This window comes from Streptomyces sp. NPDC046977, assembly GCF_040644455.1.
Taxonomy (GTDB): domain Bacteria; phylum Actinomycetota; class Actinomycetes; order Streptomycetales; family Streptomycetaceae; genus Actinacidiphila.
The window spans coordinates 511,956-530,429 of record NZ_JBEYWO010000001.1 but is presented as its reverse complement, the minus strand read 5'-3'; the positions used below and the strand labels follow the sequence as shown (position 1 = coordinate 530,429).

Below are 18,474 nucleotides of genomic sequence, written 5' to 3'. Positions count from 1 at the left end.
GGGCAGGGCGAGGGGGGCGCCTCACGGCGACGCGGGCGACCGCGCCAACCGGAAGGGCGATGACCATGCTGCGGCGCGTCCCACTGCGTCAGATCCTCGCCGTGGCACCGCTGCTGCTGGTCGCCGTCGTCGTGCTGCACCAGTGGCCGACCGTCGACGCCGGCACCGACCGGTTGGGCTCCGCGGACGGCGAGTGGCTGCTCGCCGCCGGTGCGGCGACCCTGCTGGCCTGGGTCTGCTCGGCCGCCGCACAGCAGGGCGCGGTGCTCGAACAGCTCCCGGCGGGACGGCTGCTGGCCACGCAGTTCGCGGCCTCGGCGGTCAACCACATCCTGCCCGCCGGTGTCGGCGGCAACGCGGTCAACCTGCGGTTCCTGCTGCGCTGCGGCCTGTCCCCCAGCCGCTGCGCGGCAGCGCTCGCGGTACGGGCGCTGGCGGCCTGCGTGGTGCGAGTGGCGTTGCTCGCGGTGTTGCTGGCGGTCTTCCCGCACGCGCTCGACCTGCACCGGGTGGTCCCGCCGCAGGCGCACCGCGGGCTCGCCCTGGCGGCCGGGGCCGCACTGTTCGCGGCGCTCGTGGTCCTGCTGTCGCTCCGCCCGATCCGGCGCCCGGTCACCTCCTTCCTCGGCACGGTCGTCTCCGACGTCCGCGCCGTGCACGGCAGTTCCTCGCGCGCGGCGGCACTGTGGACCGGCTCCCTGGCCTTTCCCGTCATGCACGCGGCGGTGCTCGTCGCGGTCGTCCGGGCCCTGCACGCGCCGGTCCCGGCCGGGCACGTCGCCCTGGCGTACCTGGCGGGGAGCGCGGCCGCCGCGCTGCTGCCGACGCCGGGCGGACTCGGCTCGCTGGACGTCGCGCTGGCCCTGGCACTGGTCACGGCCGGGGCGACCGGAGTGGCGGCGACCTCCGCGGTGCTCGCGTACCGGATCGTCACCGTATGGTTGCCGTTGCTCCCCGGTGTTCTGGTGCTCGCGGCCCTGGTCCGCCGCCGGGTGCTGTGATCCGTTCCCGGAAGGAAGACCAGTGCGTGTCCTGTACGGCCTGCTCGGTGCGCTGATCGTCGGGGGGACGTTCTCCTCCGTCCTGCGCACGCTGGTCATCCCCCGGCCGACCAGATCCGGCTTCACCCGGAGCGTGCACGCCATGGTGCACTTCCCGTTCCAGTTCGTCGCCGACCGCTGCCGCACGCCGGAGAACAAGGACCGTGTGCTCGCCCCGGTGGCGGCGGTGTCCATCCTGTTCAACCTGATCAGCTGGCTGGTCGCGTTCTGGCTCGGGTACGCGTTGCTGCAGGCGGCGGTGAGCGACCTCGGCGCCTTGGACGCGCTGCGGGAGGCCGGCTCCTCGCTGTTCACGCTCGGCTTCGCCAGCAGCCGCCATGTCGACCTGACCGTCATCGACTTCTGCGCCGCGGCGACCGGTCCGATCACCATCGGTCTGCAGATCGGTTACCTGCCGACGCTGTACGCCGCGTACTCCCGTCGCGAGGCCGAGGTGACCCTGCTGCAGGCCCGGGCGGGCAGCCCGCCGTGGGGGCCGGAGATCCTGGCGCGCTACGCCCAGATCGGTGTGACCGACAGCCTGGCCGACATGTTCCGCAACTGGGAGCGGTGGGCGGCCGAGGTGAGCGAGAGCCACACCAGTTACATAGTGCTGAGCCGCTTCCGCTCGCCGCAGTCCAATCGCAACTGGCTGGTCGCCCTCCTCGCGGTGATGGACGCCGCCGCCATGCAGCTCGCCCTCAACCCCGGCCGCCCGCAGGCCGAGGCACGGCTGGCCCTGCGGGCGGGGTTCGTGTGCCTGCGCGACATCGCCGACATCTGGCGGATCCCGTACGAACAGGACCCCTCCCCGGATGCGACGATCCGGCTCACGTACGAGGACTTCGCGGCGGCCGTCGCGCACGCCGCCGCGAACGGCTATCCGCTGGAGCGCACCCCCGAGGAGGCCTGGCCGCACTTCCGCGGCTGGCGGGTGAACTACGAGGACCTCGCCTACCGCTTCGCGCATCTCCTCGACGCGGTCCCGGCGCCCTGGTCCGGTCCGCGCCGCACCCTGGAGGAGACGGTGATGCCGATCACTCCGGTCGACCGCAGGCCCGCCGGCCCTTCGGGGACCCTCCCGTAGCCACTACGTGGACAGGGCGACATCGGTCGACTTCACCAGGGCGACGACCTCGGAGCCCTCGGCGAGACGGAGTTCGTCGAGGGCCTCGCGAGTGATCACGGCGGTGAGTTCGCGGCCCCCGGCGAACGCCAGCCGCACCGTCGCCATCGCCTGACCCTCCGTCACCGAGGTCACGGTGCCGGGGACGCGGTTGCGGATCGTCAGGCCGCCGGGGAGCGGCGGGGTGGCGAGGGAGATCTCGGTGGCCTTGATCAGTACGGTCACCCCGCCGCCGGGGATGATGCCGAGTTCACGGACGGCCTCGGCGGTCACGGCGGCGGTGAAGGCGGGGCCGCCGCCGTCGAGGTGGACGGTGACCACGGCCATGACCTCGCCGGTGACCACCGACTCGGCCTTCCCGGCGATCTGGTTGCGGATGCTCAGAGCCATGTGCCGCACCGTAAGCCCGCCCGGCGCCCGCCGCGGGGAACGACCCGCGCGCACGCCCCGGGCGGCGGTGTGCCCGGGACACGCGCCCGGTCCGGAGTCGCCGTCGCGCTACACCGCGGGAACGGGTTGCGGCGGCACCGGGCCGACGTAGCGCGCCGCCGGACGGATGATCTTGCTGTCCTCCGCCTGCTCCAGGATGTTCGCCGACCAGCCGACAACGCGGGCGCAGGCGAAGGTCGGGGTGAACATCTCCCGCGGCAGCCCGCACAGTTCCATGACGACGCCCGCGTAGAACTCGACGTTGGTGTGGAGCTCGCGGCCCGGCTTGAGCTCGGCGAGAATCGCCTCGACGCGGGCCTCGACCTGGAGCGCGAAGTCCACCAGCGGGCCGCCGAAATCGCGGGCGATCTCCTTGAGCATGCGGGAGCGGGGGTCCTCCGTGCGGTAGACGGGGTGGCCGAAGCCCATGATGCGGTCGCCCGCCAGGACGCGTTCGCGGATCCAGGGGTCGATGCGGTCGGGCGTGCCGATCGCGTCGAGCGTGTCGAGGGCACGGCTCGGCGCGCCGCCGTGCAGCGGGCCGGACAGCGCGCCCACGGCGCCGACGAGGCACGCGGCGAGGTCGGCCCCGGTGGAGGCGATGACACGGCCGGTGAAGGTGGACGCGTTGAACCCGTGGTCGACGGTGGAGATCAGGTACCGCTCGATCGCCCGTGCGCGGACCGGGTCGGGCTCCTCCCCGGTGAGCATGTGGAGGTAGTTGGCCGCGAAGGGCAGGTCGTCGCGGGGCTCGACCGGTTCCAGGCCCTGCCCGAGCCGGTACAGGGCGGTGAGCAGGGTCGGCACGGCGGCGCTCGCGGTGAGGGCATCGGCCAGGCGCCGTTCGCCGTCGATGTCGTACACCGGGCGGAATCCCGCGGCGGCGCCCAGCAGCGAGAGCGCGGTGCGCAGCCCGGCGAGGGGTCCGCTGAGCGCGCCGGAGCGGGCGATGGCGGGCAGCGCGTCCCGGATGTCGCGCGGCAGCCGGCGCAGCGGCGCGACGCGGGCGGTGAAGCCGGCCCGTCCGGCGGCGTCGGGGAGTGTGCCCAGCAGCATCAGGTGCCAGACGTCCTCAAAGGTGCGGCCGCGGGCGAGTTCGACGGCCGAGTACTGCCGGTAGTGGTAGAAGCCCTCGGTGCCGCGGACGTCCCCGAGCGCGGTCTCGGTGACGACGACGCCCTTGAGTCCGCGGGGCACGCGGGGCAGGTCGGGGGTGACGGGCATGACGGTCACGGTGGTGTCCTCCTTCGAACGTGACTCGACCATCCATCATTGATTCAATGCACGTCAATATTGATCGAATCAATATGTGATGGGATGGAGTCATGACGACGGAGGAACGGCTCACCACCCGGCAGGCCGCCGAACGGCTCGGCGTGAAGCCCGAGACGGTGTACGCCTACGTCAGCCGCGGCCTGCTCGGCAGCCGCCGCGCACCGGACGGACGGGGCAGCACCTTCGACGCCCGGGAGGTCGACGCGCTGGTCCGCCGCACCCGGCGCCCCGCACAGCAGCCGTCGGGCGACGACGCCGGGAACGGCATCGGCGTGGTGCGCACCGGCATCACGCTCATCGACGGCGACCGCTGCTACTACCGCGGCGTCGACGCGACCGCGCTCGCCGACCGGCACCGCTTCGAGGAGACGGCGGACTGGCTGTGGACCGGGGTGATGACCCCGGGCACGCGCTTCACCGCGCCGCCGGAGGCCCTGGCCGCCGCCCGCGCGGCGGTGGCCGCGCTGCCCGGGCACAGCGGAACAGGGGACCGGCTGCGGGTGGCCGCGATCGCCATGGCGGCCGCCGACCCGCTGCGGTTCGACCTCGCCCCCGAGGCGGTGGTCGGCGTGGGGCGCACGCTGATCCCCGTCCTGATCGACGCGCTCCCCGCGGCCGGGCAGGAGCATCGTGGCGAGGGACGCGCGGCCTGGCGGCTGTGGTCCCGGTTGACCGCGCGACCGGCCGACGAGGCGTCGCTCCGGGTGCTGGACGCGGCCCTCGTCCTGCTGATCGACCACGACCTGGCCGCCTCCACCCTCGCCGCACGCGTCGCGGCCTCCGCCCGCGCGCACCCGTACGCCGTCGTCTCCGCGGGCCTCGGCGCCCTCGACGGCCCGCTGCACGGCGCCGCGAGCGGACTGGCGCACCGCATGCTCGCGGAGGTGCTGGAGCGGGGCAGCGCGGCCGCCGTCGTCGCCGACCACCTGCGCGCCGGGCGGGGCGTCCCGGGGCTGGGCCACCGTCTCTACCCGCGCGAGGACCCGCGTGCGGTCATGCTCTTCCGCCTGCTCCAGGCGGTTCCCCACGCCGCCCCGGCTCTCGGCGCCGCCCGCGAGGTCGTCGCCACCGCGTCCCGCGACACGCCGCTGCACGCCAACGTCGACCTCGCGCTGGCCGTGCTCTCCCTCTCCTGCCGTATGCCCCCCGACGCCGGCGAGACCGTGTTCTCGGTGGCCCGCACGGCCGGCTGGATCGCCCACGCCCTGGAGGAGTACGAGGAACGCCCCCTGCGCATGCGCCCCAGCGGCCACTACGTGGGCCCTCGGCCGCCGCGGCCGTTGCCGTAGCGGGTGACGTCCCGATGGCGGGAAGGGCTGGGCGCGTCCCTAGAAGCGCACCTCCACCCCCAGCGCGTCGCCGGAGGGCGGGGCGAGCTCCACCGAGCCCGCGCGTCCGGCCGCGCGGACCTCGTCGGCGACGAGCGCGAAGCGGGCGAGGGCGGCGGCCGGTCCGGTCACGACCAGCCCCGCGACATCGGCGCGCATCGACAGCCGGGCCTCGGACTTGGCGCGGCGGACGGCGGTGACGGCCGCACGCGCGGTGTCCAGGACGAGGGGGTCGCCGCCCGCGGCCGCCGCGTCGAGCGCGTCCGCGTCGGGCCAGGGGGCCCGGTGGACGGAGCCCTCCTGCCACCAGGACCAGACCTCCTCGGTGACGAAGGGCAGGAACGGCGCGAAGAGCCGCAGCTGGACGGACAGGGCCAGTTCCAGGGCGGCGAGCGCCGAGGCGTCACCCGCGTAGGCGCGGGCCTTGACGAGTTCGACGTAGTCGTCGCAGAAGTCCCAGAAGAAGCTCTCGGCGCGTTCCAGGGCCCGGGCGTGGTCGAACTCCTCCATGGCGTCCGTCACCGCGCGGACGGTGTCGGCGAGCGCGGCCAGCAGGGCGCGGTCCAGCGGCGCGGTGACGGCGTCCGTGCCGCCGCCGGTGCTGTCAGCGGTACCGGAGCCGTCCGTCCCCGAAGTGAGCACGAACCGGCCGACGTTGAGGATCTTGATCGCCAGGCGGCGGCCGATCTTCATCTGCCCGGTGTCGAAGGCGGTGTCCGTGCCGGGGCGGGCGCTCGCCGCCCAGTAGCGGACGGCGTCGGAGCCGTACTGCTCCAGCAGGTCGCCCGGGGTGATCGCCTTGCCGCGGGACTTGGACATCTTCTTGCGGTCCGGGTCCAGGATCCATCCGGAGATCGCGGCGTGCCGCCACGGCAGGGTGCCGTGCTCGGTGCGGGCGCGCAGGACGGTGGCGAACAGCCAGGTGCGGATGATCTCGTGGGCCTGGGGGCGCAGGTCCATCGGGTAGACCTTGGCGAACAGTTCGTCGTCCGTCCCCCATCCGGCGGCGATCTGCGGGGTGAGCGAGGAGGTCGCCCAGGTGTCCATGACATCGGGGTCGCCGGCGAAGCCTCCGGGCATGCCGCGCTGTTCCTCGCGGTAGCCGGCGGGGACGTCGGTTCCGGGGTCGACGGGCAGCGCCGACTCGTCGGGGACGAGGGGCTTGTCGTGGACCGGCTCGCCCGCCGTGTCCAGCGGGTACCAGACGGGGACCGGGACGCCGAACCAGCGCTGGCGGCTGATCAGCCAGTCGCCGTTGAGGCCCTCGACCCAGCTCTCGTACCGGACGCGCATGTGCTCCGGGTGCCAGCTCAGTTCACGGCCGCGCTCGAGCAGGGCGGCCCGCAGGGCCTCGTCGCGGCCGCCGTTGCGCAGGTACCACTGGCGGGTTGTGACGATCTCCAGCGGGCGGTCGCCCTTCTCGTAGAACTTGACGGCGTGGACGACCGGTTCGGGCTCGCCCTCCAGGTCCCCGCTCTCCCGCAGCAGTTCCAGCAGCCGTTCCCGCGCGGCGAAGGCGCTGGCACCGGCCAGCCGCGCGTACGCCGTGCGGGCCCGGTCCGAGTCCAGGCCGGGCGGCGGGTCCGGCAGGAAGCGCCCGTTGCGGCCGAGGACCGGGCGGGTGGGCAGCCGCAGTTCGCGCCACCAGGTGACGTCCGTGGTGTCGCCGAAGGTGCAGATCATGGCGATGCCGGTGCCCTTGTCCGGGTCGGCGAGCCGGTGGGCGTGGACGGGGACCTCGACGCCGAGGACCGGGGTGCGGACGGTCGTGCCGATCAGCTCGCGGTAGCGCGGGTCGTCGGGGTGGGTGACGAGCGCGACGCAGGCCGGCAGCAGTTCCGGCCGGGTGGTGGCGACGACGACCCGGCCGCCGTCCGGCCGGTGGAAGGCCAGCCGGTGGTAGGCGCCGGGCCGTTCGCGGTCCTCCAGTTCCGCCTGGGCGACCGCGGTGCGGAAGGTGGTGTCCCAGAGCGTGGGCGCCTCGGCGCTGTAGGCCTCGCCGCGCGCGAGGTTGCGCAGGAAGGCGCGCTGGGACGCGGCGCGTGCGCGGTCGCCGACGGTCCGGTAGCTGAGTGTCCAGTCGACGGACAGGCCGAGCCCGCGCCACAGTTCCTCGAAGGTCTGCTCGTCCTCGGCGGTGAGGCGTTCGCACAGTTCGATGAAGTTCCGCCGGGAGACCGGGATCCGGCCCGCGCCGGGCCGTTCCGGCGGGGTGAAGCCGGGGTCGTAGGGGAGCGAGGGGTCGCAGGCGACGCCGTGGACGTTCTGGACGCGGCGCTCGGTCGGCAGGCCGTTGTCGTCCCAGCCCATCGGGTAGAAAACGGTCTGCCCGCGCATGCGCCGGTAGCGCGCGACGGTGTCGGTGTGGGTGTACGAGAAGACATGACCGATGTGCAGGGTGCCGCTGGCCGTGGGCGGCGGGGTGTCGATGGAGAAGATCTCCTCGCGGGGCCGCGACCGGTCGAAGCGGTGTACGCCCGTCTCGTCCCAGCGCCGCGACCAGGTCGCTTCGAGCCCTTCGAGAGAGGGCCGGGCAGGGACGTCGTGATGCCGACGGGGCGAGTGCGTCATGCCCGCTCATCGTAGGGACGTCCCTTCGCCGTGCCGAACGATTAATGGGACCGTGCGCGCGGGCCCCGCCCGTTGACGCGGGCTCAGGGCGTACAGGAGCCCGGGCGGGTCGGGCCGCGTCGCCGCGCCTGGCCGGGGGACATTTGGCCACGACCAGGGACTCCGCGCGCCCTGTGCGCCGTGCGCGGCGGCCGCGCCAGTAGGCTCGGATCGTGAGCGACAAAGGGCCCTTCGAACGGGGCACCGACGGCCCGAAGGTGATCGTGGCCGGGGTGGACGGGAGCGAGTCGTCGTGGCGGGCGGCCGCGTACGCGGCCGGGCTGGCCCGGCGGCAGGGGTCGCTGCTGGCGATCGTCTACGTCCAGCCGGTCCTGGCCACGGGCGCGGCGTTCGGCGCGCCGGTCGCGGAGGCCACCGCCGGGATCGCCGAGGAGCTCAAGGCGGAGATAGAGAAGGCCGTGCAGAGGCTGCGCGGGGTCTTCACCGTGCGGTGGGAGTTCCACACCTTCCAGGGGGACGCCTTCAGCGGCCTGTCGAAGGCGGCGGACGACCTCAAGGCCGACGCCGTCGTGGTCGGCGCCTCCGAGAAGGCGGGGCACCGGATCATCGGGTCGGTGGCGGTACGCCTGGTCAAGGCCGGCCGCTGGCCGGTGACGGTCGTTCCCTGAATTTCGCCCTTCCCGCTCGCGTCCGCCGCATGCCCCATGGGTTCGCCCGTGGTGACGGACGTCGTACGCACCGCCACCGGCGCGCGCCGGCGCGGACCGCTGCACCTGCCGGTCCCGTGCGCGCCGCGGGGCGGGCGCGTCGTACGGAATAGCGGCCTCACCGCTTCGGTTAGGGTCAGTGGGTTCCGACGGACGGTGCCCCGGAAGCAGGTAAGGGAAGCATGGCCACTGTTGAGCTGACCAAGGACAACTTCGACGAGGTCGTCTCCGCCAACGACTTCGTGCTGATCGACTTCTGGGCGTCCTGGTGCGGCCCGTGCCGGATGTTCGCCCCGGTCTACGAGGCCGCGGCGAAGGAGAACACCGACCTCGTCTTCGGCAAGGTCGACACGGAGGCCCAGCAGGAGCTGGCCGCCGCGTTCCAGATCCAGTCGATCCCGACCCTGATGATCATCCGCGACAAGGTGGCGGTCTTCGCCCAGCCGGGCGCGCTGCCCGCCCCGGCTCTCGAGGACCTGATCAAGCAGGCCCGCGCGCTGGACATGGACGAGGTCCGCAAGTCCATCGCCGAGGGTGAATCCGCCCCGAAGTCCTGACATCCGACTGAACATCAGCCATGGTCGCCCGTCAGCGGGCGCGCCATGGCCATGCAGCCGTGACCCCTTGGGTCGGCGACCGCACCCGCGGCCGCCGGCCCGGCCACGCTGCCGCATCGTCCGTACCTCGTAGGAACGTGGCCGGTTCTCGCCCCCGCCTTGCCGGGGAAAGAGCCCTCCGGCCACGGGAAACCGGGATCGGCCCCGTCAGGCGGGGCCCACCGCACTGATCACCGAGAGTGACCGCGCGTGACCACGCGGGCCGCCCCGGTGACCGGGTCCGCGGGCGCCCGCTTCCGGTGGGCTATCGCCACGATCCCGGGCACACCGCTGTGACCTGCACGTATGCCTGCTCCGGATGCGCGGACCGGGGGTGCGGTCCACCCTTGTTGATGACCGGGACACGGGAACGCCCACTGGCGCGGGCGAACCTTACGTATCTCGGACGTTCGACGGGGCGCTCTTGAGCGGTGTGCGCCGAACGGCTTAGGTGGTACGGACACGCGGTAGACGCGTGGTACACACCACCACCTTCGACGGGAGGTACAGGCCATGCCCGCCACCAGTCACCACCTGGGGACTTCCGAACCGATCACCGAGACGACGGCGGAGGACCACATCCAGGGCATCTGTTTCAAGACCGGCCCGCCCCGCCACATAGGCGTGGAACTGGAATGGTTCCTTCACGACCCCCTCGATCCGGCCCGACCGGTCGACCCCGCTCGGCTCACCGCCGCAGTGGACGGACTGCGGACCCTCTTCCTCCGTTCCCGGCTCACCACCGAGCCAGGCGGACAGCTGGAGCTCAGCTCGCTGCCCGCCACCTCGCTGACCGCGTGCGTGAACGCCGCGGCCGCGGATCTCGACTCCGTACGCCACCGGCTCCGCCAGGACGGCCTGGCCCTGGCCGGTCACGGCCACGACCCGTGGCGGCGGCCGCGCCGGCTGCTCGACGAGCCCCGGTACGCGGCCATGGAGGCCTACTTCGACCGCACCGGGCCCGCCGGCCGGTCCATGATGTGCTCCACCGCCTCGGTGCAGGTCTGCCTGGACTCGGGCACGGCGGAACCCGGGCCCTTCGGGCTCGGCAGACGCTGGCTGCTGACGCATCTGCTGGGCGCCGTCCTCGTCGCCGCCTTCGCCAATTCGCCGCTCAGCGGCGGCCGTCCCACCGGGTGGAAGTCCACGCGGCAGGCGGTGTGGGGCGCGATCGACCCGGGCCGCACCCTGGCGCCCGCGCCGGGACCCGACCCACGGGCGGCGTGGACCGCGTACGCCCTCGACGCGCCGGTGCTGTGCATCCGCGGCGACGAGGGGCCGTGGACGGTGCCGGAGGATCTCACCTTCCGGCAGTGGATCCGCAGCGGCGCGTACCGGCCGCCCACGACCGCGGACCTCGATTACCACCTCTCCACGCTCTTCCCGCCGGTGCGGCCGCGCGGCTATCTGGAACTGCGCATGATCGACGCGCAGTCCGGCCGGGACGGCTGGATCGTGCCGCTGGCCGTCGCGACGGCGCTCTTCGACGACGCCGCCGCCTCCGAGATCGCCTATCGCGCGGTCAAGCCGCTCGCCGACGCGGCCGGTCCCGGTCCCGCGCCGCGCAACCCGCTGTGGCAGCGCGCCGCCCGCCACGCGCTGGCCGACCCCGAACTCCACGCCACCGCCGTCACCTGCTTCGCCGCGGCCCGCGAGGCCCTGCCCCGGCTCGGGGCGAGCGACGCCGTGCAGGCCGTGGTGGCCGACTTCACCGAGCGTTTCGTCCTGCGCGGCCGATGTCCCGCCGACGATCTGCTCGACGCCTTCCGACGCAAGGAGTACCAGTCGTGACCGCACCCGCTCTCGACACCGAGGCGCTGCGACGCCGGGCGATCGACGCGCTCGTCACCGCCCGTGAGCGCACCCGCGGGCTGACCAACTGCGTCGACGAGCACGAGCTCACGGCGCAGCACTCCCCCCTGATGTCGCCGCTGGTGTGGGACCTGGCCCACATCGGCAACCAGGAGGAGCAGTGGCTGCTGCGCAACGTCGGCGGCCGTGAGGCGCTGCGGCCCGACATCGACCCCATCTACGACGCCTTCGAGCACCCGCGTTCCGAACGGCCCACCCTGCCGCTGCTGCCGCCCGCGGAGGCGCACGCGTACGCCTCGGACGTACGCGGCCGGGTCCTGGAGATCCTGGAGCGCGCACCGCTGCACGGCACCCGGCTGACCGACGCGGCGTTCGTCTTCGGCATGATCGCCCAGCACGAGCAGCAGCACGACGAGACGATGCTCATCACCCACCAGCTGCGGCGCGGGCCCGTCGCGCTGACCTCTCCCCCGCCGGCCCCGGCGCCCGCGGACGCGGCGCTGCTGCCCGCGGAAGTCCTCGTCCCCGGCGGCCCCTTCACGATGGGCACCTCCGCCGAGCCGTGGGCGCTGGACAACGAGCGCCCCGCGCACACCCGGGACGTGCCGCCGTTCTTCATCGACACGGTGCCGGTGAGCAACGGCGCCTACACCGCCTTCATCGAGGACGGCGGCTACGACGACGAGCGCTGGTGGACCCCGGCCGGCTGGGCGCACGTGCGCGAGCACGGCCTGTCCGCGCCGCTGTTCTGGCGCCGCGAGGGCGGGGTGTGGCTGCGCCGCCGCTTCGGGGTGACCGAGCCGGTGCCGGCCGCGGAGCCCGTGCTGCACGTGTGCTGGTACGAGGCGGACGCCTACGCCCGCTGGGCCGGGCGCCGGCTGCCGACGGAGACCGAGTGGGAGAAGGCCGCCCGGCACGACCCCGCGACCGGCCGCTCGCGCCGCTACCCGTGGGGCGACGCGGATCCGTCGCCGGAGCACGCCAACCTGGGCCAGCGCCACCTCCAGCCCGCCCCCGTGGGCAGCTACCCGGCCGGTGCCTCGCCGCTCGGCGTGCGGCAGATGATCGGCGACGTGTGGGAGTGGACGGCGAGCGACTTCACGCCGTACCCGGGCTTCGCGCCGTTCCCGTACAAGGAGTACTCGGAGGTCTTCTTCGGCCCCGACCACAAGGTGCTGCGCGGCGGTTCGTTCGCCGTCGACAAGGTCGCCGTCCGGGGCACGTTCCGCAACTGGGACTACCCGATCCGGCGGCAGATCTTCTCGGGCTTCCGCACGGCCCGCGACGCGCGTCCGGAGACGGCATGACGTCCCCCGCCGAAGGGGCGGCCCGCTGATGTGCCGCCATCTCGCCTACATCGGGCCGCCGGTGGCGCTGCGGGACATCGTGATCGACCCCCCGCACTCGCTGTACCGGCAGTCGTGGGCGCCGCGCCGGCAGAAGTACGGCACGGTCAACGCCGACGGCTTCGGCCTCGGCTGGTACGCGCCGGACGACCCGGTCCCGGCGCGCTACCGGCGGTCCGGGCCGATCTGGGACGACCCGTCCTTCGCCGACGTGTGCCGGGTGACGCGCTCCGGCGCGCTGCTCGGCGCGGTCCGCGACATCACGGAGGGGTCGGCCGCCGACGAGTCCGCCGCCGCCCCCTACACGGCGGGCCCCTGGCTGTTCAGCCACAACGGCGCCCTGCGCGGCTGGCCGCAGTCGGTGGCCGAGGCCGCCCGGTCGCTGCCGGCCGAGGAGTTGCTGACCCTGGAGGCGCGCTGCGACTCGGCGCTGGCCTGGGCCCTCACCCTGCACGAGTTGAAGGCCGGCGCGCCCCCCGACGAGGCACTGGCCGGCACCGTCGGCCGGCTCGCCGCCCTGACCCCCGATTCCCGGCTCAACTTCCTGCTCAGCGACGGCCGTTCCATCGCCGCCACCGCCTGGGGCGACACCCTCTGGTATCTGGCGGAACCCGGCCGCAGCGTCGTCGTGGCCTCAGAACCGTACGACGACAGTCCCCGCTGGACCGAGGTCCCCGACCGCCATCTGCTGTACGGCGATCCCACCGAGGTCCTGCTGATCCCCCTCAAGGAGCCGCACCTGTGAGCCCCTTCACTCTCACTCGCACCCTGCCCGCGGACGCCACGGCGGCAGCCCTGCGCTCCGACGTGGCCTACGGACTGAACCGCAGCCCCAAGCAGCTCCCGCCCAAGTGGTTCTACGACGCCCACGGCAGCGAGCTGTTCGAGGAGATCACCCGGCTGCCCGAGTACTACCCGACCCGTGCCGAACGGGAGATCCTGACCGCCAGAGCGGCCGAGATCGCCCGGGCGAGCGGGGCCCGCACCCTGGTCGAGCTGGGGTCCGGCTCGTCGGAGAAGACCCGCCTGCTCATCGGCGCCCTGGGCACACCCCTGACCTACGTGCCCGTCGACGTCAGCGAGTCGGCGCTCCGCGGCGCCGGGGAGGCCCTGCTCGCCGACCATCCCGGCCTGAGCGTGCACGCCCTGGTCGCCGACTTCCAGCACGGCCTCGCGCTGCCGGAGTCCCCCGGGCCACGCCTGGTGGCGTTCCTCGGCGGCACCATCGGCAACCTCCTGCCCGACGAGCGCGGCCGCTTCCTCGGCTCCGTCCGCGCCCTGCTCTCGCGCGGCGACGCGCTGCTGCTCGGCACGGACCTGGTCAAGGACGAGGCGACCCTCGTGGCCGCCTACGACGACTCCCAGGGCGTCACGGCGGCGTTCAACAAGAACGTGCTGTCGGTCGTCGACCGGGAGCTCGGCGCCGACTTCGACGTGGCCGACTTCGAGCACGTGGCGCTCTGGGACCGCGAGAACGAGTGGATCGAGATGCGGTTGCGGGCCCGCGGGAACGTCACCGTGAAGATCCCGGCGCTCGACCTCACGGTCGACTTCGCGCGCGGCGAGGAGATGCGCACCGAGGTCTCCGCCAAGTTCCGCGAGGAAGGCGTCCGCGCCGAACTCGCCGCCGCGGGTCTCACCCTCCAGCACTGGTGGACCGACCCCGAGTCGCGCTTCGCCCTGTCCCTGGCCTTCCCGGCCTGATCCCCCCGCCCCGAGGCGGCGGCCCGGTGCCCCGAGCATCGGGCCGCCGCCTCGCGCGTGCCGGTCTCCGGGCAAGCGCGGCCCTCAACAACCACGCGGCGAAGGGGAAGCGTGCTCGCCTGGCCCACGCGTCGGCACCGGAGCTTGGAGCGCGGTGGCACAAAGCCGGTGGGGCCGCCAACGCGAAGGCCAACGGCACCACTTGCGTTCCGCATGGGTGGAGTTGTTGTTCTCGCTCTCCGAGGCCAACTGCCGGCCAGTCCGCCGGTTCGGCCCTGCGGCGGCACTCCCGCAGCCGGTTCGGAAGTGGGCGGGTGTCGGGTGGCGGTAGTACGGCAACGTAGTCACCTGGTCTCAGGCCCGGCAGCTCCCCTGCCGCCGGGCCCGTTCCCGTCCGGCCAACCCGATTACTGAGCCGGCGAACCTGTGCGGTCACAGCACTAGCGCCGGAGGTTCATTTCCTCTACGTTAACGAGTCGTTGAATCGTATCAATCACAGCAACGGTCGACGCACGAGCATGTCATGCGCCTGCCATCCACCTGGTCAGGGCTGCCCGCTTACTGGTCAGCCCCCCGCCCCAACGGGGCAAATCGCCGCTTCAGTGAGCCAATCAGGCGCCGACAGCGCCCTGAAGGGGGGCGCAGTGGAACTGAGTCGCAGATGCATCCTCGGGACAGCCGATGGCGTCTCCACAGCATTGACCGCCTCCGACAATATCGATTCAATGGCCTGCAGCGGCCAACCTCACCTCCACTGCGGACCTGTTCGGTGCACCGCCCGCCTCAGCCAGGCCCCACACTCAGTGGCACTCCTCGAAGCCGGCGACCGCATGCCTGCCGGACTCGTGGTCGGCTGCGGCCCGCCGTGGTTCGGCCCGATGAACCATGCGATGTCCGACGCCCGGGGCCGCGGCCGCCGGCGAACAAGGACCACTGGCCGGACGCCCGCACCCTGACGTACCCCTCTCCGCCCGGCGAAACGCTCCCCTGTCGCTCTGCGGGCCCACGCGCGATGCACCCACGACCGCCAACGGTTGTCCGGCCGTGCGGCATCGCGGCTCTCGGCGATCCATTCGTCAGCTCAAGAACCGTTACCACCTGTCCCAGGAGGACTGATGGAAGAGAACAAGCACGGTCTCGGCCGTAGAGATCTCCTCAAGATCAGCGGCGGCGTCGGCATGGCGATGACGCTCTCGGGCTGGGTCGGCGCCGGCTCCGCCGAGGCATCGTCGAGGGGCATCACCGACACGTTCATCCGCGCCCAGCATGCGCTCTTGGACAACCCGGAGAGCAAGTACCGGCCGGGCACGCGGTGGTGGCTGGCCGAGGGGCTGCACACCGACGCCACCATCAAGGCCGACATGAAGACCCTCCACGACATGGGCATCGGCTCGGTGGAGATCGTCTGCATGCCCGAACCCAACGTGGACAGCAACCTGAGTGACACGGTCTTCGTCAAGAACACCACGGGCAAGACCCCCCAGCAGATCTACAGCTGGGGCTCTGATGAGTGGAAGAACGACACCAAGCTCATCATTCAGCAGGCCAACAAGTACGGCATGGGCTTCTCCATGACCAGCGGCACGCACTGGGCGAACGCGAACCTGCCGATCGAGAACCTGAAGTTCGACGACGACGGGGCGGGCAAGGCGCTGGGCTACGCCATCCAGACCACGGCCGGCGGTACCGCGTTCAGCGGCGCACTGAAGCGGTCCGTGATGACGGTGGCCGGTCCGGTGCGCCAGGACCTGATCTCCGTGGTCGCGATCCAGCGGGCAGCCGACAACACCGGATCCGTCACCGGCAACGGCAGCATCTCCGGCACGATGAGCTACACCGACACGTCGGTCGTGCTGACCGGCAAGGTCACCCTCAACGGCGCCCCGGTGACGCCGAGCACGATGAAGGACCCCACCGGTAAGGCGGCGTTCTCCCTGGACTGGACGCCGCCGGCCGGCAGTGGAACGTGGGACATCTACGCGTTCTGGATGCAGGCGACCGGCCAGGCGCCGACACCCTCTTCGACGACGAACGTCACGATCAACTACATCGACCCCGCCGGCATGCAGGACTTCATCGACTACTACAGGAACCACATCTTCAGCGACCCTGAGTTGAAGAAGGCCATCATCGAGAACGGCCGCGGCGAGATGTACATGGACTCGCTGGAGATCTCGACCAGCAACTCCAACGGCGGCGAATTCTGGGGCTCCACGCTCATGAGCGAGTTCCGGAAGCGCCGCGGGTACAGCCTCGAGCCCTATCTGCCGTACGTCATCAGGATCGGCGGTCGGGCGCGCGACACCGCGTTCCCAGTCATCGGGGCCGACAAGGTGACGGTCAAGAAGGTCCGCAACGACTTCTTCGAGACGATCACCGAAATGTACACCGACAACGTCCTCAAGCCGCTGCGGGCCTACCTGCACGACGAGATGAACATGAAGCTCCGGGCCGAGATCTCCTACGGCGTGAACTACGAGATCACGACGCCGGCCCAGGGCGTGGACTACGTCGAGACCGAATCACTCGAGTACGGGAACCAACTGGACGCGCACCGGTCACTTGCCGGTGCGGCTCACACCCACGGGTTGCGCTACTCCAGCGAGACCGGGGCCATCAGCAGCGAGAACTACACCTGGGGCCAGGACCGGTTCATGCAGATCATGAACACCCAGTTCGCCTCCGGCATCAGCCACACGGTGTTCCACGGCTACTCCAGCATCTCGGGCGCCGACTCCAGCGACCCGTCGAACCCCTGGGACGGTACGTACTGGCCCGGCCACGAAGGCATGTACGCCCGGTTCGCGGAACGGTGGGGGCCGCGTCAGCCCGAGTCCACGCAGTACACCGACTACATGCCGATGATCGCCCGCACCCAGGCCGTCCTGCAGCAGGGCAAGCCGCAGATCGACCTTGCGGTACTGCGCACCGACTACGCCTTCAACAACGGGCAGCCTCCCATCGACAACATGCGGCACGGCAAGGCGGCGTACTTCAAGGATCTGGAGCTGCAGGACAACGGGTACACCTACGACTACTTCGCGCCCGAGATCCTCGAGGGCCGGAGTGTCCGCTACAGCGGGACCGACGGCCTCATCCCCGAAAATGTGGGATACCAGGCGCTCGTGATCTACCAGGACTCCATCCGGCTGAAGAGCGCCCAGGCCATCTACGAGCTCGCCCGCAAGGGCCTGCCCGTGGTCATCGTCAACGGCCTCGTCGAAACGCTGGGCTCGACCACGAATCACCTGAACGCCAAGGCGGCGGTCCACACCCTCGGGAACGAGGGAACCGACGCCGATCTGGCCAAGGTCATGGCCCGCATGGAGAAGCTCCCGAACGTCAAGCTGGTCAACGCGAACGTGCCCCAGAGTGCGACCACCCCCGACCCGGGAGCCGCGGACTACGAGGAGACGTACTACTACGGCAAGACCGGGGTGTACGACGCCTTGCGGCAGCTGAGGGTGCGGCCGAGGGCCGAGTACGCCGCACCGAACCAGACCGTCCTGACAACCCTGCGCAGGACCGAGGACACGGTCTACCTGTTCGCCTACAACTTCATGGAGAAGCGAGGCGACTACAAGAACACGCCGATCGAAGCCGAGACCGCCACCACATCCATCAGTGTCGATGCGGTCGGTAGGCCGTACCGCATCAGCACGTGGTCGAGCAGTGTCGAGGCGTTGGCCATGTACAAGATCTCCGGCGGGCGGACCTCGTTCGACGTGACTCTCGCGCCCGGTGAGACCACGGTGATCGCCATCGACCTGAGGAACAGGACTGCCGCACCGCTGCGGAGCACGAACGCGCCGCGGGGTGTGGTGACCGCCGGCGGCGCGGCCATCCTCGCCACCGACTCGGGCACCTACACCGCCAAGCTGGCCGACGGCTCCACCGTGACGAAGAAGATCTCCGTCCCGGACGACATCGACCTGACCGGCTCACGGTGGAACCTGGTCCTCACCAGCTGGACGCCCGGGCACAAGGAGACCCTGGCCGAGGCACGCAAGGGCTACACCACCAAGGAGGTCTACTACACCACCGACAAGACCGACATAAGCGTCGGCACCACCCCGCTCGTCCCGTGGAAGGACATGTCCTTCACCGCCCAGGAGCCGGCGTCGGTATCGGGTGTCGGCACGTACAGCACTACGTTCCGTTTGCCCAGCACATGGAACGCCGCCTCCAACGGCGCCTGCCTGAACATCGGCTCCACAGGCGGCGCCCTGGCGCACGTCCGGGTCAACGGGCAGAAGATCCACGGCTACGACTTCATCGCCGGCCGCATCGACGTGAGCTCCGCGTTGAAGCCTGGCACCAACACGCTCCAGATCGAGGTGGCCAGTTCGCTGCGCAACCAGATGAGAGCCCTGGGCTATCCCAATCTGCCCGCTGCCAACACCGTCGCGGGCGCGGTCGCCTCCTACGGCCTCCAAGGGAACGTCACCCTGGAGACGTACACCGTCGCAGTCGTCGAAAAGCCGGCCCACCACAAGACCGAGGGATGATCTTCCCGCCGCGTTGATCACCCCAACTGCAG

At 71.8% G+C, this 18,474-nt stretch carries 13 protein-coding genes; 10 read left to right on the top strand and 3 right to left on the bottom strand.

Translation table 11 applies throughout. The annotated features are described in order from the left end of the window. The first annotated feature begins 59 nt into the window (after nt 1–59). A complete protein-coding gene (locus ABZ883_RS02025; RefSeq protein ID WP_360899925.1) occupies nt 60–1,001 on the top strand; it encodes a lysylphosphatidylglycerol synthase domain-containing protein in 942 nt (313 codons plus the stop codon). Between the two features lie 22 nt (nt 1,002–1,023). Further along, nucleotides 1,024–2,127: a hypothetical protein gene (locus ABZ883_RS02020; RefSeq protein ID WP_360899922.1), complete on the top strand. Its 1,104-nt coding sequence runs from the start codon at nt 1,024–1,026 to the stop codon at nt 2,125–2,127. Between the two features lie 3 nt (nt 2,128–2,130). Here ABZ883_RS02020 and ABZ883_RS02015 read toward each other — a convergent pair whose 3' ends face one another. Together ABZ883_RS02015 and ABZ883_RS02010 are read right to left on the bottom strand one after the other, a co-directional pair. Then, the gene (locus tag ABZ883_RS02015) at nt 2,131–2,556 is read right to left on the bottom strand and encodes a TOBE domain-containing protein (protein ID WP_360899919.1); all 426 of its coding nucleotides are present in this window, start codon (nt 2,554–2,556) and stop codon (nt 2,131–2,133) included. A 108-nt stretch (nt 2,557–2,664) separates the two neighbouring features. Continuing rightward, the gene (locus ABZ883_RS02010) at nt 2,665–3,819 is read right to left on the bottom strand and encodes a citrate synthase/methylcitrate synthase (protein WP_360900215.1); all 1,155 of its coding nucleotides are present in this window, start codon (nt 3,817–3,819) and stop codon (nt 2,665–2,667) included. Between the two features lie 101 nt (nt 3,820–3,920). Between ABZ883_RS02010 and ABZ883_RS02005 the strand changes: the two genes are divergently transcribed. Then, the gene (locus ABZ883_RS02005; RefSeq protein WP_360899916.1) at nt 3,921–5,159 is read left to right on the top strand and encodes a citrate synthase; all 1,239 of its coding nucleotides are present in this window, start codon (nt 3,921–3,923) and stop codon (nt 5,157–5,159) included. A 39-nt stretch (nt 5,160–5,198) separates the two neighbouring features. On the opposite strand, the gene valS is transcribed toward ABZ883_RS02005, so the two are convergent. After that, nucleotides 5,199–7,769: a valine--tRNA ligase gene (valS, locus tag ABZ883_RS02000; RefSeq protein WP_360899913.1), complete on the bottom strand. Its 2,571-nt coding sequence runs from the start codon at nt 7,767–7,769 to the stop codon at nt 5,199–5,201. Nucleotides 7,770–7,981: 212 nt separating this feature from the next. Here valS and ABZ883_RS01995 point away from each other — a divergent pair, with 212 nt between their 5' ends. The 7 genes from ABZ883_RS01995 (at nt 7,982) to ABZ883_RS01965 (ending at nt 18,442) form a co-directional block, all read left to right on the top strand. Continuing rightward, entirely contained in the window at nt 7,982–8,437 is a 456-nt protein-coding gene (locus ABZ883_RS01995; protein ID WP_360899910.1) for a universal stress protein, read from the top strand. 221 nt (nt 8,438–8,658) lie between these two features. Beyond that, nucleotides 8,659–9,033, top strand: a complete 375-nt coding sequence (gene trxA / locus ABZ883_RS01990) for a thioredoxin (protein ID WP_319658086.1) — start codon at nt 8,659–8,661, stop codon at nt 9,031–9,033. A 552-nt stretch (nt 9,034–9,585) separates the two neighbouring features. Beyond that, entirely contained in the window at nt 9,586–10,863 is a 1,278-nt protein-coding gene (gene egtA / locus ABZ883_RS01985; RefSeq protein ID WP_360899906.1) for an ergothioneine biosynthesis glutamate--cysteine ligase EgtA, read from the top strand. Further along, a complete protein-coding gene (gene egtB, locus ABZ883_RS01980; protein WP_360899903.1) occupies nt 10,860–12,191 on the top strand; it encodes an ergothioneine biosynthesis protein EgtB in 1,332 nt (443 codons plus the stop codon). The genes egtA and egtB overlap by 4 nt, the downstream gene beginning before the upstream one ends. Before the next feature lie 28 nt (nt 12,192–12,219). Beyond that, nucleotides 12,220–12,975, top strand: a complete 756-nt coding sequence (gene egtC / locus ABZ883_RS01975; RefSeq protein WP_360899900.1) for an ergothioneine biosynthesis protein EgtC — start codon at nt 12,220–12,222, stop codon at nt 12,973–12,975. Continuing rightward, complete coding sequence (egtD, locus tag ABZ883_RS01970; RefSeq protein WP_360899897.1) at nt 12,972–13,934, top strand: L-histidine N(alpha)-methyltransferase; 963 nt, start codon at nt 12,972–12,974, stop codon at nt 13,932–13,934. The genes egtC and egtD overlap by 4 nt, the downstream gene beginning before the upstream one ends. 1,115 nt (nt 13,935–15,049) lie before the next feature. Beyond that, nucleotides 15,050–18,442 carry a glycosyl hydrolase gene (locus tag ABZ883_RS01965; RefSeq protein WP_360899894.1) on the top strand — a complete coding sequence of 1,131 codons (3,393 nt, stop codon included), beginning with the start codon at nt 15,050–15,052 and terminating at the stop codon, nt 18,440–18,442. Nucleotides 18,443–18,474 lie beyond the last annotated feature (32 nt).